General features: G+C 65.9%; 19 protein-coding genes and 1 tRNA gene. 10 read left to right on the top strand and 10 right to left on the bottom strand.

Annotation, left to right across the window (positions count from 1 at the left end):
• Nucleotides 1-64 precede the first annotated feature (64 nt).
• The 5 genes from DAEP_RS0117625 to DAEP_RS0117605 all read left to right on the top strand — a co-directional run bounded on the left by DAEP_RS0117625 (nucleotide 65) and on the right by DAEP_RS0117605 (nucleotide 6,448).
• On the top strand, nucleotides 65-1,231 hold the full coding sequence (locus DAEP_RS0117625) for a penicillin-binding protein activator (protein ID WP_008554117.1): 1,167 nt from the start codon (nucleotides 65-67) through the stop codon (nucleotides 1,229-1,231).
• Nucleotides 1,191-4,031 carry a [protein-PII] uridylyltransferase gene (locus tag DAEP_RS0117620; RefSeq protein ID WP_027245599.1) on the top strand — a complete coding sequence of 947 codons (2,841 nt, stop codon included), beginning with the start codon at nucleotides 1,191-1,193 and terminating at the stop codon, nucleotides 4,029-4,031. Before DAEP_RS0117625 ends, DAEP_RS0117620 begins: the two co-directional genes overlap by 41 nt.
• Nucleotides 4,028-5,578, top strand: coding sequence for a murein biosynthesis integral membrane protein MurJ (gene murJ, locus DAEP_RS0117615; protein ID WP_027245598.1), 1,551 nt, complete (start codon nucleotides 4,028-4,030; stop codon nucleotides 5,576-5,578). The genes DAEP_RS0117620 and murJ overlap by 4 nt, the downstream gene beginning before the upstream one ends.
• Nucleotides 5,575-6,162 (top strand): Crp/Fnr family transcriptional regulator, encoded by a 588-nt coding sequence (locus DAEP_RS0117610; RefSeq protein WP_027245597.1) that lies wholly within the window; start codon nucleotides 5,575-5,577, stop codon nucleotides 6,160-6,162. Before murJ ends, DAEP_RS0117610 begins: the two co-directional genes overlap by 4 nt.
• A gap of 88 nt (nucleotides 6,163-6,250) precedes the next feature.
• Nucleotides 6,251-6,448 (top strand): YgaP family membrane protein, encoded by a 198-nt coding sequence (locus DAEP_RS0117605; protein WP_027245596.1) that lies wholly within the window; start codon nucleotides 6,251-6,253, stop codon nucleotides 6,446-6,448.
• A 116-nt stretch (nucleotides 6,449-6,564) separates the two neighbouring features.
• Here DAEP_RS0117605 and DAEP_RS0117600 read toward each other — a convergent pair whose 3' ends face one another.
• Nucleotides 6,565-7,251 carry a rhomboid family intramembrane serine protease gene (locus tag DAEP_RS0117600; RefSeq protein ID WP_027245595.1) on the bottom strand — a complete coding sequence of 229 codons (687 nt, stop codon included), beginning with the start codon at nucleotides 7,249-7,251 and terminating at the stop codon, nucleotides 6,565-6,567.
• A 99-nt stretch (nucleotides 7,252-7,350) separates the two neighbouring features.
• On the opposite strand from DAEP_RS0117600, the gene trpS reads away from it, so the two are divergent.
• Nucleotides 7,351-8,379, top strand: a complete 1,029-nt coding sequence (gene trpS, locus DAEP_RS0117595) for a tryptophan--tRNA ligase (RefSeq protein ID WP_027245594.1) — start codon at nucleotides 7,351-7,353, stop codon at nucleotides 8,377-8,379.
• Nucleotides 8,380-8,523: 144 nt separating this feature from the next.
• On the top strand, nucleotides 8,524-10,608 hold the full coding sequence (locus DAEP_RS0117590) for an OmpA family protein (RefSeq protein ID WP_027245593.1): 2,085 nt from the start codon (nucleotides 8,524-8,526) through the stop codon (nucleotides 10,606-10,608).
• Between the two features lie 80 nt (nucleotides 10,609-10,688).
• On the opposite strand, the gene DAEP_RS0117585 is transcribed toward DAEP_RS0117590, so the two are convergent.
• Genes DAEP_RS0117585 through paaG form a run of 4 tightly spaced genes read right to left on the bottom strand, consistent with a single transcriptional unit; the run spans nucleotide 10,689 to nucleotide 13,841 of the window.
• Nucleotides 10,689-11,285 (bottom strand): TetR/AcrR family transcriptional regulator, encoded by a 597-nt coding sequence (locus tag DAEP_RS0117585; RefSeq protein ID WP_008554081.1) that lies wholly within the window; start codon nucleotides 11,283-11,285, stop codon nucleotides 10,689-10,691.
• 16 nt (nucleotides 11,286-11,301) lie between these two features.
• Nucleotides 11,302-12,612: a phenylacetate--CoA ligase PaaK gene (gene paaK / locus DAEP_RS0117580; RefSeq protein ID WP_008553457.1), complete on the bottom strand. Its 1,311-nt coding sequence runs from the start codon at nucleotides 12,610-12,612 to the stop codon at nucleotides 11,302-11,304.
• Nucleotides 12,613-12,627: 15 nt separating this feature from the next.
• Entirely contained in the window at nucleotides 12,628-13,053 is a 426-nt protein-coding gene (gene paaI / locus DAEP_RS0117575; RefSeq protein WP_008556740.1) for a hydroxyphenylacetyl-CoA thioesterase PaaI, read from the bottom strand.
• A 2-nt stretch (nucleotides 13,054-13,055) separates the two neighbouring features.
• Nucleotides 13,056-13,841, bottom strand: a complete 786-nt coding sequence (gene paaG / locus DAEP_RS0117570) for a 2-(1,2-epoxy-1,2-dihydrophenyl)acetyl-CoA isomerase PaaG (RefSeq protein ID WP_027245592.1) — start codon at nucleotides 13,839-13,841, stop codon at nucleotides 13,056-13,058.
• 126 nt (nucleotides 13,842-13,967) lie between these two features.
• Here paaG and paaZ point away from each other — a divergent pair, with 126 nt between their 5' ends.
• The 3 genes from paaZ (at nucleotide 13,968) to DAEP_RS0117555 (ending at nucleotide 17,150) form a co-directional block, all read left to right on the top strand.
• Entirely contained in the window at nucleotides 13,968-15,998 is a 2,031-nt protein-coding gene (paaZ, locus tag DAEP_RS0117565; protein WP_027245591.1) for a phenylacetic acid degradation bifunctional protein PaaZ, read from the top strand.
• Between the two features lie 83 nt (nucleotides 15,999-16,081).
• Nucleotides 16,082-16,882 (top strand): PaaX family transcriptional regulator C-terminal domain-containing protein, encoded by an 801-nt coding sequence (locus DAEP_RS0117560; protein WP_036760817.1) that lies wholly within the window; start codon nucleotides 16,082-16,084, stop codon nucleotides 16,880-16,882.
• 191 nt (nucleotides 16,883-17,073) lie between these two features.
• Nucleotides 17,074-17,150 (top strand) — tRNA-Met (locus tag DAEP_RS0117555).
• A gap of 197 nt (nucleotides 17,151-17,347) precedes the next feature.
• Here DAEP_RS0117555 and DAEP_RS0117550 read toward each other — a convergent pair.
• From DAEP_RS0117550 to DAEP_RS22845, 5 genes are all read right to left on the bottom strand, one after another.
• Nucleotides 17,348-18,889, bottom strand: a complete 1,542-nt coding sequence (locus tag DAEP_RS0117550; protein ID WP_027245589.1) for a catalase — start codon at nucleotides 18,887-18,889, stop codon at nucleotides 17,348-17,350.
• Nucleotides 18,890-19,012: 123 nt separating this feature from the next.
• Nucleotides 19,013-19,960 (bottom strand): YihY/virulence factor BrkB family protein, encoded by a 948-nt coding sequence (locus DAEP_RS0117545; protein ID WP_008555330.1) that lies wholly within the window; start codon nucleotides 19,958-19,960, stop codon nucleotides 19,013-19,015.
• 64 nt (nucleotides 19,961-20,024) lie between these two features.
• The gene (locus DAEP_RS0117540) at nucleotides 20,025-21,170 is read right to left on the bottom strand and encodes a DUF3618 domain-containing protein (RefSeq protein WP_027245588.1); all 1,146 of its coding nucleotides are present in this window, start codon (nucleotides 21,168-21,170) and stop codon (nucleotides 20,025-20,027) included.
• The gene (locus tag DAEP_RS0117535) at nucleotides 21,160-21,573 is read right to left on the bottom strand and encodes a phage holin family protein (RefSeq protein ID WP_027245587.1); all 414 of its coding nucleotides are present in this window, start codon (nucleotides 21,571-21,573) and stop codon (nucleotides 21,160-21,162) included. The genes DAEP_RS0117540 and DAEP_RS0117535 overlap by 11 nt, the downstream gene beginning before the upstream one ends.
• A complete protein-coding gene (locus DAEP_RS22845; RefSeq protein ID WP_051337420.1) occupies nucleotides 21,570-22,076 on the bottom strand; it encodes a hypothetical protein in 507 nt (168 codons plus the stop codon). The genes DAEP_RS0117535 and DAEP_RS22845 overlap by 4 nt, the downstream gene beginning before the upstream one ends.
• Nucleotides 22,077-22,256 lie beyond the last annotated feature (180 nt).

Genomic DNA, 22,256 nt, shown 5'->3' with positions numbered 1-22,256 from the left:
TTTATGATCCGTCCTTAAACCCACACGGCGCAACCGCGCCGGGAGAACGGAGTTTCAAGCCATTATGTTTGCTGTTTTCAAACGGGCCCGCAAGGCGGCACTGACAGCTGCCGCGGCACTTTCCGCCATTGCCCTGACTGCCTGTGATCCGGTTGCCATCAGCACCGGCCCGACGATCAACACCTCCAAACCGGTGCCGGTGGCGCTGCTGGTGCCGCGCGGCTCCGCCCAGCAGGGCGACCGGGTGCTGGCCCAGAGCCTGGAAAACGCCGCCCGCCTGGCCATCGGCGACCTGCAGGGGGCGCAGATCGACCTGCGCGTCTATGACACCGCGGGCAACCCGGCAACCGCTTCCACCGCGGCGCAGCAGGCGCTCGACGACGGCGCGCGGGTGATTCTGGGCCCGGTCTATGCCGAGGCCGCCAACGCGGCGGGCATCGCCGCCCGCCAGCGCGGCGTGAACGTGCTGGCGTTCTCCAACAACCCGGCGATTGCCGGCGGCAACGTGTTCATTCTGGGGCCGACCTTCGACAACACCGCCCGCAGGCTGACCAGCTTTGCGGCCCGCAACGGCAAGCGCAACATCCTGATTGTCGGCGGCAATGATGCGGCCGGCGCCGCGGGCCGCGCCGCCATTCAGCGCGCCGCCAGCGAGACCGGCGTCAGCATCAAGGGCAGCGTCGGCTATGACCTGTCGCAGCAGGGCGTGATCAATGCCATCCCCGCCATCCGCAGCGAAGCGGCAGGCGCGGATGCGGTGTTCCTGACCTCGACAACCGCAGGCGCGCTGCCGCTGCTGGCGCAGCTGATGCCCGAAGCCGGCGTCGATCCGGCAGTGACGCAGTATATGGGCCTGACCCGCTGGGACATCCCGCCGCAAACCCTGACCCTGCCCGGTGTGCAGGGCGGCTGGTTCGCCCTGCCGGACCAGGGCAAGGTGCAGCAGTTCAGCGCCCGCTACCAGGCCAGCTACGGCGCCGCGCCGCATCCGATCGGCAGCCTCGCCTATGACGGCATCGCCGCCATCGGCGCGCTGGTTGCGGCGGGCAAGTCCGACGCGCTGACCGGCGGCGCGCTGACCCAGGGGGCAGGCTTCCGGGGGGCGGGCGGCATCTTCCGCCTGCGGCCCGACGGCACCAATGAGCGCGGCCTGGCGGTTGCCACCATCCAAGAACAGAAGGTCGTGATCATTGACCCAGCCCCAAGCAGCTTCGCCGGCGCAGGATTCTGAGGCCTCTGCCCGGCCCCCGCGGCGCGCTGCCAACGGGTTTCCCGAACCGCTGGGGCCGCTGATCTGCGGCCCTGCGGAGATCTTTGATGCCGCCGCCGTCCGGGCGCAGATTGACGCAGCGGCGGCGGATTGCACCCCGGCAGAGCTGCGCGGCGAGACGGTGAAAATCCTGCGCGCGGCCAATAAGGCCGGGCGCGCGGTCATCGCCGAGGCCTTTGCCGCCAAACCCTTTGCCGCGCGCGAGCTGACCCGCTCCTACACCTTCCTGACCGACGGCCTGGTCACCACCGCGCTGCACGTCGCCAGCGGCCTGCTGCACCCGCTGGCCAACCCGACCCGGGGCGAGCGCATCGCGGTGATGGCGGTCGGCGGCTACGGACGGGGCGAGATGGCGCCGGCCTCGGACGTCGATCTGCTGTTTCTGACCCCTTACAAGATCACCGCCTGGGCCGAGAGCGTGATCGAATCCATGCTCTATATCCTGTGGGACCTGCGGCTGAAGGTCGGCCACGCCAGCCGCACCATCAAGGATTGCATCCGGCTGGGCGGCGAGGATTACACCATCCGCACCGCGATGCTGGAGCACCGCTTCCTGGCCGGCCACGCGCCGCTGGCCAAGGAGCTCGACAAACGGCTGCGGGCAGAGCTGTTCTCCAAGGATGCCGAGCAGTTCATCGAAGCGAAGCTGGCCGAGCGCGACGCGCGCCACCTGAAACAGGGCCAGCGCTATGTGGTTGAACCCAACGTGAAAGAGGGCAAGGGCGGCCTGCGCGACCTGCAGTCGCTGTTCTGGATCGCCAAGTACCTTTACCAGGTCAAGGATGCCGAGGACCTGGTGCCCGTGGGCCTGTTCCGCGCCGAAGAGATGGAGCTGTTTTCCAATGCGGCGGCCTTCCTGTGGGCGGTGCGCTCGCACCTGCATCTGGCCACCGGACGCGCCACCGAACAGCTGACCTTTGACATGCAGGTCGAGGTCGCTGCGCGCATGGGCTATGAGGACAAGGCCGGCCGCCGCGGTGTCGAGCTGTTCATGCAGGATTACTTCCGCCACGCCACCCGCGTCGGCGACCTGACCCGGATTTTCCTGACCAAACTGGAAGCCAGCCACCAGAAGGGCGCGCCGCTGCTGGAGCGGATCTTCCGCCGCCGCCCGCGGACCAAGGCCGGCTACCGGGTGGTGCATAACAGGCTGGACGTGACAGACCCGCAGGCGTTTCTGCAGGACAAGCTCAACCTGCTGCGGCTGTTCGAGGAGGCGCTGCGCACCGGTATGCTGATCCACCCGGATGCGATGCGGCTGGTGACCGCCAACCTGAACCTGATCGACGAGAATATGCGCAACGACAAGGAGGCGCAGCGGCTGTTCCTTGATCTGCTCCTGAAGCATGGCAACCCCGAGCGCGCCCTGCGGCGGATGAACGAGCTGGGCGTGCTGTCCGCATTCCTGCCGGAGTTTGAGCCGATCGTGGCGATGATGCAGTTCAACATGTACCACTCCTACACGGTGGACGAACACACCATCCAGGTGATCGCCAATTTCGCCGCCATCGAGCGCGGCGAGCTGGAGGATGAGCTGCCGCTGTCCTCGGAGGTGCTGCGCAAGGGGCTGAACCGCAAGGTGCTGATGGTGGCGATGCTGCTGCATGACATCGGCAAGGGACGTGCGCAGGACCATTCGATCCTGGGCGCCCAGATCGCCCGCAAGGTGGCGCCCCGGCTGGGGCTGAAGCCTTCGGAATGCGAGACTGTGGAATGGCTGGTCCGCTATCACCTGCTGATGTCGGACATGGCCCAGAAACGCGACATCGCCGACCCGCGCACGGTGCGCGATTTCGCCAAGGCGGTGCAGACCGTCAAACGGCTGGACCTGCTCTTGCTGCTGACCGTCTGCGACATCCGCGGCGTTGGCCCGGACACCTGGAACAACTGGAAAGCGGCGCTTTTGCGCGCGCTTTACGGCCAGACCCGCGCCGCGCTTGAGGGCGGCATGGAAGCGCTCAACCGCGAGCACCGCGGCGCGTCCGCCAAGAAGGCCCTGCGCCAGGCGCTGCCGGGCTGGTCCAAGGCCGACCTCAAGACCGAGACTGGCCGCCACTACCCGCCCTACTGGCACGGGCTGCATGTCACCGCGCATGTGGATTTCGCCGAAATGCTGAGGGAGTTCACTGCAAAGGGCGACCCGGGCGAGGTGATGATCCGGCTCTATCCGGACGTGGACCGCGACGCCACCCGCGCCTGTTTCGTGATGGAGGATCACCCCGGCATCTTTGCCCGCATCGTCGGCGCACTGGCGCTGGTCGGGGCGAATGTGGTGGACGCGCGCTCCTACACCACCAAGGACGGCTATGTGACGGATGCCTTCTGGATCCAGGACAGCGAGGGCCATCCCTTCGACCCGATGCGCCTGCACCGGCTCAAGCAGATGATCGAGAAGACGCTCAAGGGCGAGGTGATCGCCCGGGATGCGCTGAAATCCCGCGACAAGATCAAGAAGCGCGAGCGCGCCTTCAAGGTGCCGACCCATATCACCTTCGACAACGAGGGCTCGGAGATCTACACCATCATCGAGGTCGATACCCGCGACCGCCCAGGCCTGCTCTATGATCTGGCGCGCACCCTGGCCGCTGCCAACGTCTATATTGCCAATGCGGTGATTGCGACCTATGGCGAGCAGGTGGTGGACGCCTTCTATGTCAAGGACATGTTCGGCTTGAAATACTACTCGGAGTCCAAGCAGCGGATGCTGGACAGGAAGCTGCGCGAGGCGATTGCCGAGGGCGCAAAGCGGGCGGATATATGAAGCCAATCAGATTGCTTTCGGGGTTCCTGACCGTCGGGTTCTGGACGCTGGCCAGCCGCGTGCTCGGCTTTGCGCGCGAGATCCTGATCGCCGCCTTCATCGGGCCTGGGCCAGTGCTGGACGCCTTTATCGTGGCCTTCCGCCTGCCCAATATGTTCCGCCGGTTCTTTGCCGAGGGCGCCTTCAACGCGGCCTTTGTCCCGGCATTCTCCAAACGCTACGAGGCCGGCGAAGACGCCACTGCCTATGCGCAGCAGGCCTTCAACCTGCTGGCTGCCGCGGTGCTGGCGCTGGTGGGCCTGGGCATGGTGTTCATGCCGGGGCTGGTCTGGCTGACGGCCGGCGGTTTTGTCGGCGATGCGCGGTTCGATATGGCGGTGGGTTTCGGCCATATCGTGTTTCCCTACATCCTGTTCATGTCGCTGGCGGCGCTGTTTTCCGGGGTGCTGAACGCCACCGGGCGCTTTGCCGCCGCCGCCGCCGCGCCTGTTCTGCTCAACATCTTCACCTGCGCAGCCATGACCGCAGGCGCACTCTTGGGCGGCGAGGTGGTCACCTGGCTGGTCTGGACCATACCGGCGGCCGGCGTCGCCCAGCTGGCGCTGGTCTGGGCGGCGGCTGACAGGGCCGGGATACGGCTGCGCCCCGGCCTGCCCCGCTGGAACAGCGAAATGCGCAATCTGGTCCGGGTGGCCGTGCCTGCCGCGCTGGCGATGGGCGTCACCCAGATCAACCTGGTGGTCGGGCAGTATGTGGCCTCGGACATCGAAAAGGCGGCCAGCTGGCTGTTCATCGCCGACCGCCTGTATCAGCTGCCGCTGGGGGTGGTGGGCATTGCTGTCGGCATCGTGCTGCTGCCCGCCCTGTCGCGCCGCCTGCGGGCCGGCGACGGCGCAGGCTCGCAGGACGCCCTATCGCGCGCCGGGGAGTTCTCGCTGCTGCTCGCGGTTCCCTCTGCCGTTGCCTTCATCACGGTGCCGCTGCCGCTGGTCTCGGTCCTGTATGAACGCGGCGCCACCGGCCCCGAAGATGTCGCCGCCATTGCCATCGCCGTTGCCATCTACGGCGCGGGCCTGCCGGCCTTCATGCTGCAAAAGGTGCTGCAGCCGCTTTACTTCGCGCGCGAGGACACCCGGACCCCCTTCCACTATGCGATGGTGGCGATGGCGGTGAACGCTGCGCTCGCCTTTGGCCTCAAGCCGGTGCTGGGCTGGATCGCCCCCGCCATTGCCGCCTCTGCCGCTGGCTGGGCCATGGTGGCGCTGCTGGCGCTCGGCGCCCGCAGCATGGGGGAGGAAGCCCGGTTCGATGCCCGCTTCCGCCGCCGCGCCTGGCGCATCCTGGCGGCCTCCGCCGTGATGGGCGCGGTGCTGTTCGCGGTGGCGCAAACCGCCGGCTGGCTGTTCACGCTGGAATACTGGCGCTACCTGTCCCTGCTGGGGCTGGTGGTGCTGGGGGGCGTGGTCTACTTCGCCGCGGGCCAGGCCCTCGGCGCCTTCCGCCTGTCCGAATTCCGCACCGCCCTCAGCCGCCGGAAACAGGCATGAGCCGCCTGTCCTGCGCCGCCGGCACCGTGCTGTTCCGCCCGGGGCAGGACTGCCCCGGCTTTGTCCGCCTCACCGCCGGCCGCATCAAGGTCACCCTGACCGCCGCCAACGGCCGCGAGGTGGTGCTATACCGCGTGGGCCCAGGTGATATCTGCCTGCAGACCTTTGCCTGCCTCACCGATGGCCGCCCCTATGCGGCGGAGGGCGTCGCGGAGACCGCGCTGGAAGGGGAGATCATCCCCCACGCCGCCTTTCGAGAGGCGATGTCCAAGGACGGGGCGTTCCGCAGCGAGGTCCTGACCGCCGTTGCCCGCCGCTTTGCCGATTACGAGCAGCTGGTCGAAGACGTTGCCCTCACCGGCTTTGATGCCCGGCTCGCCCGGGTGCTGCTGCGGCTGGCGCAGGACAGCGACGGGATCCGCATCACCCATGACGCGCTGGCTGCCGAAACCGCCTCAGGCCGCGCTTTCGTGACCCGCCGCCTGCGCGAGTTTACCCGCCTTGGCCTGGTGGAAACCAAGCGCGGCCACCTGCGTATCCTCAACCGCGCCGGGCTGGAGCGGGTGGCTCAGGATGAAATCTGAGCTTTGGTGACACTGTCACCGACAGCCGCCCCCGCCGCGGTCTAAAATGGGCTCAGAATTTGCAACCTGAGTTCGAAAGGACCACGCTATGCCCCGTAACGAAGGCACCCTCGACCGCGCCCTGCGCATCATTCTTGGCCTGATCCTGCTGTCGCTGGTGTTCATCGGCCCGCAAACCCTGTGGGGCCTCATCGGTCTGGTGCCGCTGGCGACCGGCCTGATGGGCTACTGCCCGGTCTATCAGATCCTGGGCCTGAACACCTGCCCATTGAAGAAACAGGGCTGACCCTCCCGGCCAGTCCCGGGTCAAGCGCGGCACAGCCGCCGCGCGGCAGCGCGGCCCGGCCCAACGGCTGGCGATGGCCCGCCAGGGGCGTCGCCAGCGGGCGGGAGCGCGCCGTTTCAGTCGTGGCGGATGCGGTTGCGGATCCGCGCCCAGCCGCCCGGCGCCAGAAAGAACGACAGGCCGAACCCGGTGGCAAAGCCCGCCAGATCGGCCACCCAGTCCTTCTGCCCGCCGAACAGCAGCCCGAATAGCAGCTGCGCCCCCATCAGGAACGCAATCAGCGAAAATGCCCGGCTTTGCTGCGCTCCGACCGAGGCCAGCGAGCGCCACAGCAAAAAGGTGAACGCCCCGATCAGCCCGTAAACCGCCGGAAACCCGCCGATCAGGGGCTGGCCGCCGCTGACCAGCAGAGCATAGCCCAGCGCGCCGCCGGCGCCGGACAGGATGAAGATGACCACCATCGCCAAGTCGCCCATCACCTCGCCCACCATCTTGCCCATCGCCAGCACGAAGACGCAGACAAACAGCGCGTGGGTAAAGGCGCCATGCACGAAGGTGTAGGACACGAAGCGTTTCAGGTGCTCCGGCAGCCAGCGGCCGCTGTCCTGCATCCACCAGAAGATCTCGCTGGAAAACGCATAGGACTGAATCGCCTCCAGCCGCCAGCCGATCGCCTCCGGACCGCCCAGTATGCCGCGCGCGCCGAGTGACAAGACAGCCTCGATCCCGATGATGATCAGGACCAGCGCCACCACCGCGGCAGGCAATGGGTTGAGGGGGGCATTATTGGGCTGGCTGCTCATCCGGGCTCCTTGCGGCACGGAATTCCCCGCGCCTGTTGACCTATCCTGGCCCCATGGGTAAGCGACGATGGTGCATAATTCCAGACGGGAGTTTCCGCGATGAGCGAAACCAGCTTCACCCCGCGCGTGTTTTCGGGGATCCAGCCTTCGGGCAACCTGCACTTGGGGAATTACCTCGGTGCATTGAAGCGCTTCGTCGACTGGCAGGCCAAGGATATCGAGACCATCTACTGCATGGTCGACCTGCATGCGATCACTGTCTGGCAGGACCCGGCGGATCTGAAGAAATCCACCCGCGAACTTTGCGCAGGCTTTATTGCCGCCGGCATCGACCCGGAGAAATCCATCCTGATCAACCAGTCCCAGGTGCCGGAACATGCGCAGCTGGCCTGGGTGTTCAACTGCGTCGCCCGCATGGGCTGGATGCAGCGGATGACCCAGTGGAAGGACAAGGCGGGCAAGAACCAGCAGAACGCTTCGCTGGGCCTGTTCGCCTACCCGGCGCTGATGGCGGCGGACATTCTGGTGTATCACGCCACGCATGTGCCGGTGGGCGAGGATCAGAAACAGCATCTGGAGCTGACCCGCGATATCGCGATCAAGTTCAACCACGACTTCGGCGTCGATTTCTTCCCGGAGACCGAGCCGGTGATCGAAGGCGCGGCCACCCGCGTCATGTCCCTGCGCGACGGCTCCAAGAAGATGTCGAAATCGGATGCGTCCGACGCCTCCCGCATCAACCTGACCGATGACGCCGACACCATCGCCAAGAAGATCCGGAAAGCGAAGACCGACCCCGAGGCGCTGCCGTCCGAGGCCGAGGGCCTGGAGGGCCGCCCCGAGGCGCGCAACCTGGTCAATATCTACGCCGCCCTGAACGAGCAAACCGTGGAACAGGTGCTGGCGGATGTCGGCGGCAGGCAGTTCTCGGAATTCAAGCCGATGCTGGCGGATCTGGCGGTGTCAAAGCTGGCACCGATCTCGACCGAGATGGCGCGGCTGATGCAGAACCAGGACGAAATCGACAAGATCCTGTCCCGCGGGTCGCAGCGCGCGAGAGAGATCACTGCGCCGATCCTGCGCAAGACCTATGACATTGTCGGCATGGTTCCGCCCGTCAGCCTCTGACAGGCAACGCAGCTGGCGGAAAACGGCCAAAGCCCAGCCGCCCCCTCCGGGGCGGCTTCTTTTTTGCCGGAACGCCGGGAAACTTTTCCTCCCTTCAGCGGTTACCCCCCTACGGCCCTGTGCCGGAACAAGGAAGGAACCGCAATGAAACCGGGAATTTTCAAATCGACCACGGCGCTGGCAGTGATGGTCTCGCTGGCAGCTCCGCTGCCCGCCCTGTCGCAGGACAAGGGCAACAAGCGCATCGACCTCAGCCAGATGACCAGCGCCGAAATCGGCGAACTGGTCGACCGCTGCAGGAAACGCGCCGACCGGCACCAGAAGAAGCTGGCCGCTGGCGGGGAAGTTCAGGAAAAATCCGGCCGGATCGCCAAGTTCTGCGAGACCTACGGCACTGGCGCCTTTGATGCGGAACTGCCGGGCGAGCTGCAATCCGCCGCCGTGCTGGCCAGCGTCGCAGACATGACAGCCGATGCCGGAGCCGCGGCGGAGGCCGGGGCGGCTGTTGAAGCTGAAGCCGGCGCGGAAGCGCAGGCCGGCGCGGAGGCACAGGTTGTAACCGGTGCAGACACCCAGCAGCAGGCAGACGGCAGCGAATCGGCTCAGGCCGAAACCGCAGCTGAAGCTGCTGCCGGCGCGAACGCCGAGGCAGAGGCCGCCGCAGAGGCACAGGCCGCCGCCGAAGCGGAGGCTGCTGCCGTAGCAGGGGCTGCTGCCGAATCCGCAGCCGCTCAGGAAGCCGCAGAAGCTGCCGCCCTGGCAGAGGCGCTGGAGCAGCAGGAGGCCGAAGCTCAGGCCGCCGCTCAGGACGCGCAGGCCGAAGCACAGGCAGCACAGGACGAGCAGGCCCAGGCTGAGCAGCAAACCGAAGCTGAAGCCGGCCAGCAGGACGCTGTCGAGGCTGAGCAGCAGACCGAAGCTGAAGCCGGTCAGCAGGACGCTGTTCAGGCTGAGCAGCAGACCGAAGCGCAAGCGGATCAGCCGGCAGCGGACACAGCCGCTGAAGACACCGCAACCAGCGCCGAAGCCATTGCTGCCGATCTGGCCCAGTCGCAGGGTGATACCGGCGAGACCCCCGACAATCCGGAGCTGGTAGAGATGGACAGCCAGGCCCAGGCTGACGCCCAGGCTGAATCCGAGACGGAGACCTCAGCCGCCGCCGCGGCCGCCGCGGAAGGCAGCGAAGGCAACGCTGAAGTGGTCGAAGAAACGGTGACCGAGGAAACCGTGCGCAGCTCGGACGAGGAATTCGAAACCGAAGTCGGCGCGGACTCCCAAGCCGCGGCGCAGGCCGAAGCCCCGCAGGCAGATGCCGCCCCGCAAGAGGATGACAGCGGCCTGTCCAACTCGCAGCGCAACGCCCTGCTTGGCCTTGGCGCCCTGGCCATCGGGACTCTGCTGAACAACGGCGGCAAGGTCGTGTCCAACTCCGGCGACCGCGCCATCGTGGAGCAGGACGGCCAGTACCGCGTTCTGAAGGACGACGATGTGCTGCTGCGCCAGCCGGGCTCGAATGTGACCACTTACCGGTTCAAGGACGGCTCCACCCGTACCGTGGTGACCCGCGAGAACGGGGTTGAGGTGGAAACCATCCGCTCCGCCGAGGGCCGGGTGCTCCGCCGCACGCGCATCCTGCCGGACGGCCGCAGCGTGGTGCTGTTCGATGATACCCAAAAGGCCGAAAAGGTCGTCGTGAACGAGCTGCCGCAGGTTCAGGACAACCGCCGCGCCTTCTCCAGCACCGGTGCCGTGTCGGCACAGGACCTGGCCGCGGCGCTGGCTGCGCAAGAAGCTCCGAAGGTTGACCGCCGCTTCTCGCTGGCGCAGGTCCGCAACATCGACGCGGTGCGCCGCCTGGTGCCGGTGATCAACGTGGATTCGGTTAATTTCGACACCGGCTCCGCAGTGATCCGCCCGCAGGAGGCCGAAGAGCTGGCCACCCTGGGCAATGCGCTGCGCGACTTGATTGACCGCAACCCGGCCGAGGTGTTCCTGATCGAAGGCCACACCGATGCGGTGGGCGCAGCGACCTATAACCTGGCGCTGTCCGACCGCCGCGCCGAAACCGTGGCGCTGGCGCTGACGGAATACTTCGATGTGCCGCCGGAAAACATGGTGGTGCAGGGCTATGGTGAAAGCGACCTGGCCGTCAGCACGCTGGACGCCGAGCGCGCCAACCGCCGCGTCGCGGTGCGCCGCATCACCCCGCTTCTGGGCAGCGAAAGCTGATCCGCAAGCCGGAACAGCTGCACCCGGCGGGCCTGCCCGCCGGATGCTTTCCCCGTATGGTCCGCCGGTGATCGGGGCCGCTACAGCCCCTTGACCCCATGCAGGGTCAGATCCGCAACCAGCCGGGCGTACTCCTCCCGTGCCTTGGAGCCTGCGCCGGTATTCCACATGTAGTACCAGTTCAGCATCCCGAAGACCGACATGGTGGCACCGCGCAGCTTGGTGCTGTCGCCGTCAAAGACCTCAGGCGCCACCGCCAGCAGCGCATCGCTCATGAACTGGACCATCTCGCGCTGATAGCCGCGCAGATGCTTCTGCTGGTCCTCGGGCAATGACCCCATTGCGCCCAGCTGCACCTGATGCTCGTGATCCGCGCCCTGATAGGCCAGCAGAATTTCCGAGACGATACGGCGCAGCCGCTCCTGCGGGCCATATCCATCCAGCTCCACTTCGCAGACCCGGTCACGCAGGTCGCTGAGGTAGGTGTCAAGGAGGCCGAAGAGAACGGCATCCTTGCTGTCATAGTAATGGTAGATGTTCGCCTTGGAGATCCCGCACTCCCGCGCCAGCTGGGTCATCGACGCGCGGTCATAGCCTGCTTCCGCAAACACTTTGGCTGCGGACTTCAGAATCTGCGCGCGTTTCTGATCATGGTCTTTTGCGATCGTGCGGGCCAAGGCTCACTCTCCCGGGTCAGGACTTGTTGCGGTTGTCGACAACGCGCTTGGCCTTGCCCTGGCTGCGCTCGACGGATCCGGGGTCGCCTACAATGATCTCGGTGGAAACGCCAACCATATCCTTGATCCGCTTGGTCAGCATCCGCGCCGCCGCGGTCTTGCTCAGCTCATCCGTGGCATCCGGGTTGGCCTCGACATAGACCCGCATTGCGTCCATGCGGCCGGATTTGTACAGCTCGATCTGGTAATGCGGCGCCAGCCCGCCGGTCGCCATCAGCTGCTCCTCCACCTGGCTGGGGAAGACGTTGACGCCGCGCAGGATGATCATGTCGTCGCTGCGGCCGGTGATCTTCTCCATCCGCCGCATCGTGCGCGCGGTGCCCGGCAGCAGCCGGGTCAGGTCGCGGGTGCGGTAGCGGATCATCGGCAGGCCTTCCTTGGTCAGCGTGGTGAACACCAGCTCGCCCATCTCACCGTCTGGCAGCACCTCGCCGGTCGCCGGGTCGATGATCTCCGGAAGGAAGTGATCCTCCCAGATCACCGGGCCGTCCTTGGTCTCGACGCATTCGTTCGCCACGCCCGGCCCCATGATTTCGCTGAGCCCGTAGATATCGACCGCATGCATGTCAAACGCCACCTCGACCTCCTTGCGCATCGCGTCGGTCCAGGGTTCGGCCCCGAACACGCCCACCTTCAGCGAGCACTCGCGCGGGTCCATGCCGACCTTGTGGTACTGCTCCAGGATGTTGAGCATGTAGGACGGCGTCACCATGATGCCGTCGGGTTTGAAATCGGTGATCAGCCCGACCTGCTTTTCGGTCTGTCCGCCCGACATCGGAACGACAGTGGCGCCCAGCCGTTCGATCCCGTAATGCGCGCCCAGGCCGCCGGTGAACAGGCCGTAGCCATAGGCGTTATGCACCATGTCGCCCTTGCGCAGGCCCGAGGCCCGCAAGCTGCGCGCCACCAGATCCGCCCAGTTGCTGATATCATTGGCGGTATAGCCGACCACGGTCGGCTTGCCGGTGGTGCCGGAGGACGCATGCAGGCGGATGATCTCGCTGCGCGGCACCGCAAACAGGCCGAACGGGTAGTTGTCCCGCAGGTCGTTCTTGTAGGTGAAGGGGAACTTGGCCAGATCGGACAGCTGTTGCAAGTCGTCCGGATGCACGCCCGCCTCGTCGAACCGCTGCTTGTACATTGGCACGTTGTCATAGGCATGGCGCACCGACCATTTCAGCCGCTCCAGCTGCAATGCGCGGATTTCGTCGATCGAGGCGATTTCGATCGGCTCCAGTTCACCCTTCTTGGGGCTCAGGTCTTCCATGGCGTCCTCCACACCTTATTCGTCAAACAACTGGCCTTTGACCGCCCGGGAAAAGCCCCGGAACTCGGCGATCTGCTGGCCGTCCTGGTTGGTCACTGTCACGTCATAAATACCGCTGCGCCCGGTCAGGGAAATTTCGCGCGCCTTGGCGATCAGCGTGTCGCCCAGCCGTCCCGGCGCGGTGAAGCTGATCACGTTGTGCTGCGCCACGGTCGACTGGTTGCGGCTGTTGCAGGCAAAGGCAAAGGCGCTGTCGGCCAGCATGAAGGTCACGCCGCCGTGGCAGATGCCATGGCCGTTGCAATGGTGCCGGGCGATGGTCAGCTCCAAGGTGGCTTCGCCCTCGTCGACATGGGTGATCTCCATCCCCGCCCACTTCGACGCATGGTCTTCGGCCCACATGGCGGCAGCGGATTTCTCGGCGCGTTCTTTCGGGGTCATGGTCACTTGCCCTTGAACGCGGGCGCGCGTTTTTCCAGGAAGCTGGCGACGCCCTCGGCGTAATCCGCGCTTTCACCGCAGGTTTTCATCGCGTCGGCCTCGATCTCCAGCTGATCGGACAGCGTGTTGACCGCCGCGGCCTGAATGCACTGTTTGGTCAGTCCCAGACCCAGCGTCGGGCCATTTGCGAACTTCTCTGCCATCGAACGCGCCTCGGTCATCAGTTCGCCGTCCGGCAGCGCCTTCCAGATCAGCCCCCAGTCTTCGGCCTTCTTGGCCGGCAGCGGCTCAGCGGTCAGCGCCAGCCCCTTGGCACGCGCCTCGCCCAGCAGCCGCGGCAAATGCCAGCTGCCGCCTGTGTCCGGGATCAGGCCAACCTTGGCGAACGACTGGATGAACTTGGCACTCTCGCCCGCCAGCACCACGTCGCAGGCCAGCGCCAGATTGGCACCCGCCCCGGCAGCCACGCCGTTCACCGCGCAGATCACCGGGAAGTCCAGTTCGCGGATCAGCCGCACCAGCGGCGCATAGAATTTGCGCACGGTCTGGCTCAGGTCCGGCGGCCCGTCCATCTTGCGCGGGTCGCGGTCGCCCAGATCCTGCCCGGCGCAAAAGCCGCGGCCCGCGCCCGTCAGCAGCACCGCCCGGGCACCGCCATCACGCGAGCCTTCAAGTGCTGCGCGCAATGCGTTGTGCATCTCTTCGTTGAAACTGTTCAGCCGGTCCGGACGGTTCAGGGTGATCTCCACCCAGGTTCCGTGATCCTCCACCAGAATCGTATCGCTCATCGCTCCCTCACCCTGTCAGCGGCGCATTGACAAATTCCTTGCATAAACCGACCGGACGGTCAATATATCTCAGCATCGGATTCCAGCCAGCCGGCCCCCTGCCGGCCTGACGAAAAGGACACCATCATGAGCCTTCTAGAGATTTCCAGCTTTGCAGCGGGTCAATGGGTCGCACCGGGCGCGGGCGCCCGCAACATCGCCAGCGCCATCACCGGCGAGGTGATCGCCAGCGCCGGCAATGACGCGCTCGACGTGCAGGCGATGCTCGACTACGCCCGCACCGTGGGCGGCCCTAACCTGCGCAAGCTGACCTTCCATGACCGCGCCCGGATGCTGAAGGCGCTGGCAGGCCACCTGAACCAGCACAAGCAGGCACTTTATGACCTGTCGTTCAACACCGGCGCCACCCAGTCCGACCACATGATCGACATTGATGGCGGCATCGGCACCATGTTCGTCTTTGCCTCCAAGGGCCGCCGCGAGATGCCGGACGGCCACGTCTACCTCGACGGCGATGTGGAGCAGCTGAGCCGCAACGGCACCTTCCTGGGCCAGCACATCTGCACCCCGCTGCGCGGCGTCGCGGTGCACATCAACGCCTTCAACTTCCCGGTCTGGGGGATGCTGGAAAAGCTCGCCCCCACCCTGCTGGCAGGCGTCCCCGCCATCGTGAAACCCGCCACCAACAGCTGCTATGTGACGGAGCTGGCGGTGAAACTGATGCTCGACAGCGGCATCCTGCCCGAAGGCGCGCTGCAACTGGTCTCCGGCGGCCTGGGTGACATGCTGGACCATCTGACCATGCAGGACGTGGTCAGCTTCACCGGCTCCGCCAACACCGCGCTGAAACTGCGCGCCAACCCGGTGATCCTGGAAAATTCGGTCCGCTTCGTCGCCGAACAGGACAGCCTCAACGCCTCGATCCTTGGCCCGGACGCGCAGCCCGGCACGCCGGAATTCGACCTCTTTGTCAAGGAAGTCAGCCGCGAGATGACCACTAAGGCGGGCCAGAAATGCACCGCCATCCGCCGCATCATCGCACCGCAAGCGCAGGTGGACGCGGTGATCGAGGCGCTCTCTGCCCGGCTGGCCAAAACCCAGATCGGCGACCCGCGCCTGGAAACCACCCGCATGGGCGCGCTGGTCTCAAACAGCCAGAAACGCGACGTGCTGGAAAAGGCCGCGATCATCGGCCAGGAAGCCGAGCGTGTCTTTGGCGACCCGGAAAACTTCTCCGTCGATGGCGCCGACGCCGAAAAAGGCGCCTTTGTACCGCCGATGCTGTTCCACTGCGCCGACCCGGACAACGCCCAGCGCGTGCACGACACCGAGGCCTTCGGCCCCGTCTCCACCATCATGGGCTACCGCGATCTGGACCACGCGATTGACCTGGCCAACCGCGGCCAGGGCTCGCTGGTGGCCTCGGTCATCACCCATGACACCGCCGTCGCGCGCGAGGTTGCCATCGGCGCCGGCGCCTACCACGGCCGCCTCTACTTCAACAACCGCGACTCGATGAAGGAATCGACCGGTCACGGCTCCCCCCTGCCCCATATGGTGCACGGCGGCCCGGGCCGTGCCGGCGGCGGCGAGGAAATGGGCGGCGTGCGCGGCGTCAAACACTACATGCAGCGCACCGCCATCCAGGGTTCGCCCGACATCCTGTCCGCGATCGGCGAGAAATGGGTCCCCGGCGGCACCGAGATCGAAGGCCCGGCGCACCCCTTCACCCGCAAGTTCGGTGAGCTGTCCATTGGCGAAACCCTTCACACCGCACCGCGCACCGTGACGCTGGAGGATATCGAGACCTTCGCCCATTTCACCGGCGACACCTTCTATGCCCACATGGACGAGGAAGCCGCCAAGCGGAACCCGTTCTTCCCGGGCCGCGTGGCGCATGGCTACCTGCTGCTGTCCTTCGCGGCGGGCATGTTCGTGCAGCCGGACGAAGGCCCGGTTCTGGCCAACACCGGCCTCGACTCCTTGCGCTTCATGAAGCCGGTTTCGGCGGGTGACAGCATCAAGGTGCGCCTCACGGTCAAGAAGAAGACCCCGCGCAACGAGGAATACGGCGAGGTGCGCTGGCATGTGACCCTCACCAACCAGGACGATGAGATCGCGGCAGAGTATGAGCTGCTGACGATGAACGCCTACTAAGCGGTGCAAAAGTGGCAGGCAGCGGTAACGCTGCCATGCGCCCGGACTGGCCTAACCGGTCCGGGCGAACTATATTTATCCCTATGAACGAACAGCATAACCCTTGGTTCGACACCACCGTCCAGCAGCTGAACGACCCGCAGAACCAGCGGGTCTGGTCGGTGATCGTATCGCTGTTCGGCGATCTCGCGCAGGACAAGGGCGCCCGCATCAGCGGCAGCGCCCTGACCCGCATCATCACCCCGATGGGAATCAAGCCCGAGGCGATCCGGGTGGCGCTGCACCGGCTGCGCAAGGACGGCTGGATCGAAAGCGCCCGCGCAGGCCGCGCCTCGGTCCACTACCTGACCGAATACGGCCGCAACCAGTCCGCAGCCGTCACCCCCCGGATTTACGAGCGCCGCGCCGCCGCCCCCGGCGACTGGCACCTGCTGATCGCCGAAGACGGCACCGGGCAGGCAACCCTGGACGATGTTCTGCTGCTGTCCAATTACGTCGCCGTGAACCGCACCACCGCGCTTGGCCACGGGCCGATGCCGCGCAACCTGGACGACCTGCTGGCGGCCGGCGTCAACAGCATGCGCGTGCCCTGCTGGCTCAAGGCCCGGCTGTTTCCTGAGCATCTGCAGGACGCCTGCGCCACGCTTCAGCGCGACCTGCAGCAGATCGCTGCGCCCCCCGCGGGCCTGACGCCGGCGCAGACCGGAACCCTGCGCACGCTGATCGTGCACCGCTGGCGCCGCGTGGTGCTGCGCCACCCGGACCTGCCGCCCAGCTTCCACCCCGAGGACTGGACCGGGGAAACCTGCCGCGCCTTGGTGTTCCAGCTGCTCGACCGCCTGCCGCGGCCGGAGCTGTCCGCCCTGGACACCCAATCCGACTGACCACCCGGCCGCGCAAGAACTCAACCGGACCGCAGCACGGCCCCGCCACGGCCCGCCAAGCCAGTCGTAAGCCAATGTATTTGAAAACCTTTTTGCGCTCTCCAGAAAAAATCAGGAAGAATCTGCATTTCCCCGTCTTTTCTGCTTGACCCCACCGGCGGCATTCCTTAAATCGCGTCCACACGGCGAGCGGCGGAGTAGCTCAGTTGGTTAGAGCAGCGGAATCATAATCCGCGTGTCGGGGGTTCAAGTCCCTCCTCCGCTACCACCCTTCCCTGAAATCCGGAAAAATAAGTAACGGCCCGCAAGGCCTGAACCCTGCTTTTGCGATCTGCGCAGCTGGTCCGGCCATATGCTGAAGCAGGCTGGCACCCGCCTGACGTCCCGGCGCACTCGCGGATGCTTCTGCCAATGCGCAAACGGGCCCCGGAGAGGGCCCGCTGCCTGCCAGTGGCGATGCGGTTTCTATCCGCCGGCCCCGCTGCCGCTGATGCTTTCGGCGGAGGCCAGACCCGGCGCTTCCGACACGCCGCCCAGCTTATCCCGCACACCGGCTTCGATCCTGTCGCCAGTCTCGCCGTCGATGTTGCGCCAGTAATCGAACGCGCGCTGCAGCACCTTCTCGCTGACACCGTCGCTCAGATGCCCGACCACATTCGACACCAGCCGGTCACGGGCGGCATCGTCCATCACCTCGCGGACCAGCTTGCCGGCCTGGCTCCAGTCATCGTCGTCTTCCCGCAGCGTATAGGCTTGGCGGACCATGCCGCCGTCCGTATGCCACAGGCCCGCCTCGGGGCCAGAGGGGGGCTGTGCTGCCGGACCGCCATAGGAATTGGGCGCATAGACCGGATCCGCGACCTTCTGTGTGCGTCCCGCCCCGTCCTTGGAATAGCTGTGGACCGGGCATTGCGCCTTGTTCACCGGGATTTCCTTGTAGTTCACGCCCAGCCGCGCCCGGTGCGCGTCCGCGTAGGAAAAGCCCCGCGCCAGCAGCATCTTGTCCGGCGACAGGCCAACCCCGGGCACCATATTGTTCGGCTCAAACGCCGCCTGTTCGATTTCCGTGTGGAAATCGGTGGGGTTCCGGTCCAGCACCAGTTTGCCGACCTCGATCAGCGGATAATCCGCATGCGGCCACACCTTGGTCAGGTCAAAGGGGTTGAGGCGGTAGGTCTTGGCCTCCTCATAGGGCATGATCTGCCATTTCAGCGTCCAGCTGGGCGGGTTGCCGTCGCGGATCGCGTTGAACAGATCGCGCCGGTGATAGTCGCCGTCGCTGCCGGCCAGCTTGTCAGCCTCCTCCTGGCTGAGGTACGCGTTGCCATCGCCCTGATCGGTGTGGAAGTGGAACTTGACCCAGAACTTCTCCCCTTCGGCATTCACCAGCGAATAGGTGTGGCTGGAATAGCCGTTCATCTCGCGCCAGGTCTTGGGGATGCCCCGGTCGCCCATCAGATAGGCCACCTGATGCGCGCTTTCGGGCGACAGGGTCCAGAAGTCCCACTGCATGTCATGGTCGCGCAGGTCGTTGTCGGCCCGGCGTTTCTGGCTGCGGATGAAATGCTGGAATTTCATCGGATCGCGGATGAAAAAGACGGGCGTGTTGTTGCCGACCATGTCGAAGTTGCCGTCCTCGGTGTACATTTTCACCGAAAAGCCGCGCGGATCGCGCCAGGTGTCGGGGCTGCCCCGCTCGCCGGCCACCGTCGAGAAGCGGACAACGGCATCGCATTTCGCGCCGAGCTGAAAGATCTTGGCCTTGGTGTACTTCGACACGTCCTGCGTGGTCTCGAAATAGCCGAATGCGCCGCCGCCCTTCGCGTGGGGCTGGCGCTCCGGGATGCGCTCCCGGTTGAAGTTTGCCATCTGTTCGATCAGGTAATGATCGTTGAGCACAATCGGCCCGTCCGGCCCCACGGTCAGCGAGTGCTCGTCGCTGTGAACGCGCTGGCCTGCATCTGTGGTGGTCGGCGGGGTGTCTTTGGTTTCGTTGGAGCGTGTCATTCCGGACCTCTCTTCAATCACCAGGGAAAAAACTTGTATCTGCGGCGGCAGTTTCACTGGCTGCCGGTTGCGGCCGCTTCCCCCCGCTGCGTCTCTGCGAGGCGCAGGGCGGCTCCAGCCGCCTCAGCTGCCCTGCTGCGCGCCCAGCTTGTCGGCTTTCACCGCGCCGCGCTCGCCCATCGGCTCATCCGGGCCGACGGTCGTGTCATAGGTGGTCTGCGCCTCGACTTCGGCGTTGATCTCCGCCCCCAGCAGCACGATGAAGGCGGAAATCCACAGCCACATCAGCAAGACCACGACCCCGGCCAGCGCGCCGAAGCTCTCGTTGTAGGATCCGAAGTTGCCGACATAAAACGCAAACCCGGCGGAGCCTGCGAGCCACAGCACACAGGCGGCGGCCGCGCCGGGCGACGTCCACAGCAGCTCAGGCTTGTCGCGCGAGGGGCCATAGCGGTAGAGCACCGCAAGCCCGGCCATGGTCATCACCAGCAGCACGCCCCAGGCCAGCAGCGTGCCCAGCGCTTCGATTACGGGGCCGGCGTCAACCAGCGCGATGACCGAAGGGACCGCCAGCGCCGCCAGCAAACCCATCAGCAGGCCGGCAATCAGAAACAGCGTCAGAACAAGGGTGACAAAGGTCTTCATGAAGAAGCCGCGCTTCTCCTCCTCGTCATAGGCCACGTTCATGCCTTCGATCAGGCTGTTCATGCCCTTGGAGGCCGAATAGAGCGCGATCAGGATACCTGCCACCGCGGCCAGTCCCAGCCCGCCTTCCCGAGACCCTGCAACCTGGGTCGCCTGGCCGATGATGATCTCCATCACCTCGTCCGGCACAACCCCTTCAAGCTGCGAAATCTGATCGACGATCTGGGCGGGCTCGACCATCAGGCCGCCAATCGCCAGAAGCGCGGTGATCGCCGGAAACAGCGCCATCAGCCCGTAAAAGGCAACGCCGGCAGCGATCAGCCCCACGTGGTCCGCGGCAATCTCGTCCTTGACCCGCAGGGCGATATCCTTCCAGCCCTTGGGCGGGATCTTGTGCGGTGCATCTGCCTGCCTGCCGCGTGCCATGGCACGTCCTCCCCGGCCGTTTCATGCAAGGCCGGAGGCTGCCGAGGCAGCCTCCGGGTCTGTCTTACGATGTAGGCTTGCCGAGGTCCTTTTCCTTGGCCTTGTCGGCAGCCGCTCCGGCGATGCGCTTGCCCGCCGACTTCACCTCGTCGGCAGCAGCCTGGGCTGCGGTCTTGCCTTCCGGCGCCGCGCTGTCCATGGCCTCACGCTTCTCGCTGACGATGGTCTCAGCTTCCTGGCGGGCGGCCTGCATCACCGCGACGGCCTTCTCCTGCTCCTCGCGGAGGATCGCTTCGGCGCGCTCCATCATCTTGTCGCTGTAGGCGCCCAGCATGTCATCTTCGGTGCGGGTGCGCGGCAGCGCGCCACCGATCGCTGCGCCCAGCGCCAGCGCCAGCGCGCCCGCGACCAGCGGCTGCCGGTTATAGAAGTCCGCCGATTGGCGCGACCCGGAAGCCAGGGCCTCTGCGGCCTTGCGGCGGGCATCAATCGCGGCCTCGCGCGCCGCGATCACGCGGGCCTTGGCCTCTTCGGACAGGTTCTCGGTACCTTCCGCCAGACGGGCACGCAGGCGCGCAGCCCGGAGCCGGGCGGTTTCTGCCGCCGAGGAGGCGCCGTCACGGACCGACTGTCCGGCAGCGGCTGCCTTGTCCATCGCGGCGGCACCGGCATCCTTGACGGCAGAGCCCGCCGCGGCTGCCTTGCCGTGCAGCGCCGATCCTGCTGCGGACGCCTTGGACTGCGCCGATGCGGCGGCGCCGGCGGCGCGGTCAGCCAGGCTGCTGCCATCGTCATCATCGTCGTGCGCCCAGGCGGGAACCCCTTCGGTGCCGCCCTTCATGCGCGGATCGGGGCGCGTGACCAGCGTCGCGCTGGAAGCGTGCCCGCCATAGCTGCCGCCTGCCCGGCGGTCTTCCCAGCTGCTGTCACGGCCGGTATCGCCGCGGCTAGCGCCGGAACGGCCCTGGCCGAAAATCATCCATGCCAGCCCGACGCCGGTCAGCACCACCGCCGCCGGGTTTTCCTTGACAGTGCGGGTGATGGCATTGCCGATCTCGCCGCCGTGCTCACGCAGCTGATCGCCCAGCTGCTGAACGATACCGTCGACGGAGAACTTGTTCTGCAGGTGTTCGAGGTTGCTGGTCAGCTGCGCGCGATCCCGTTCAATCTCGCGCTCAATCTCATGCACAGAACGGCTGTCATTTGTCATTGTACGTCTCCTTAATGGATTGCGCGTCGCGCTTCACATTTTCAGCGGTGCGGGTCGGGGCCAGGCTCGACAGCTTGAGGTCGTTGGTTCCCTTGGCGATCATGCCAAAGGCCACGGCGGCAAAGCCCAAGCCCACCAGAAGGGCTGCCCAGCCCGGGTCCATTCCGGCTTCGGTCAGGCCGGCGGACAGCGCCGCGGCCAGGACATTCAGCGCCGTCAGCGCCACCACGACACCGCCGACGATCAGGCCCAGCGCCACGGCGGCGCGGTTGAGGTTTTCGCTGACCTCAGCCCGCGCAAGCGCCAGCTCGTTGCGGATCAGCGAGCTGATGTTGTTCAGCGCTTCGGACACGATGCTGGCAGCATTCGGCGATCCGCCGGGTCCGGGGTTCGTCTGTGTCATTTCGGATCCCCCACGTTCTGCGTGACCGGATAGGCGCCCGCCGGATGCGCGGGGCTGACCGCAGGAGCAGCCGCACGCGGTTGCGCTGCAGGGAGCTGCGGGGTGTCCTGATGGCCGCTATCCGACGCCTTGGCAAAGCGCGCGGCGGCAAAGCCGAGCAGCGCAGCGCTGCTCAGGAACATGACCGGGTTCTTGCGGGCGAAATCCGAAACCGAATGGACCATGTCGCCAAGGTCCTGGTTGCGGATCGAGTCTGACACATCGGCCAGGGCGCCGGCCACCTGGCCGATCGCGCGTTCATGCGGCGAGCCGCTGCGCATCTCGTTGGAGGCTGTGCGCAGGGCCGAGGCTACGGATTTCACCTCGTCTGCGACGCTTTCCTTGGCGGCTTCGGCGCGCAGCTGCGCCTCCTTCTTGGCGGTTTCGGCAGCGGTTGCCGCAGCGGACTTCGCCTCTTCGGCAACGTTTTTTGCGGCGGCTTTCATTTTGTCTGTTCCGGACATCTGAATACTCCCTCTGATCAGGCGATAAAGTTGAGCAAGGCGAGAACGACGACAACGACGCCAATGATGTAAAAGATACTGTGCATGGCTTCCTCCCCGGGCTGTATCGGTCGGTTCGATACATGGACAACTCACAGCACACCCGGTCAGTTCCAATTTTCCCGGAACGTGCAGACTTTT

The organism is Leisingera daeponensis DSM 23529 (assembly GCF_000473145.1).
In the GTDB taxonomy this organism is placed as follows: Bacteria; Pseudomonadota; Alphaproteobacteria; order Rhodobacterales; family Rhodobacteraceae; genus Leisingera; species Leisingera daeponensis.
Note: the sequence above shows the minus strand (reverse complement) of the source record. Positions and strands in the feature narration are given on the sequence as shown.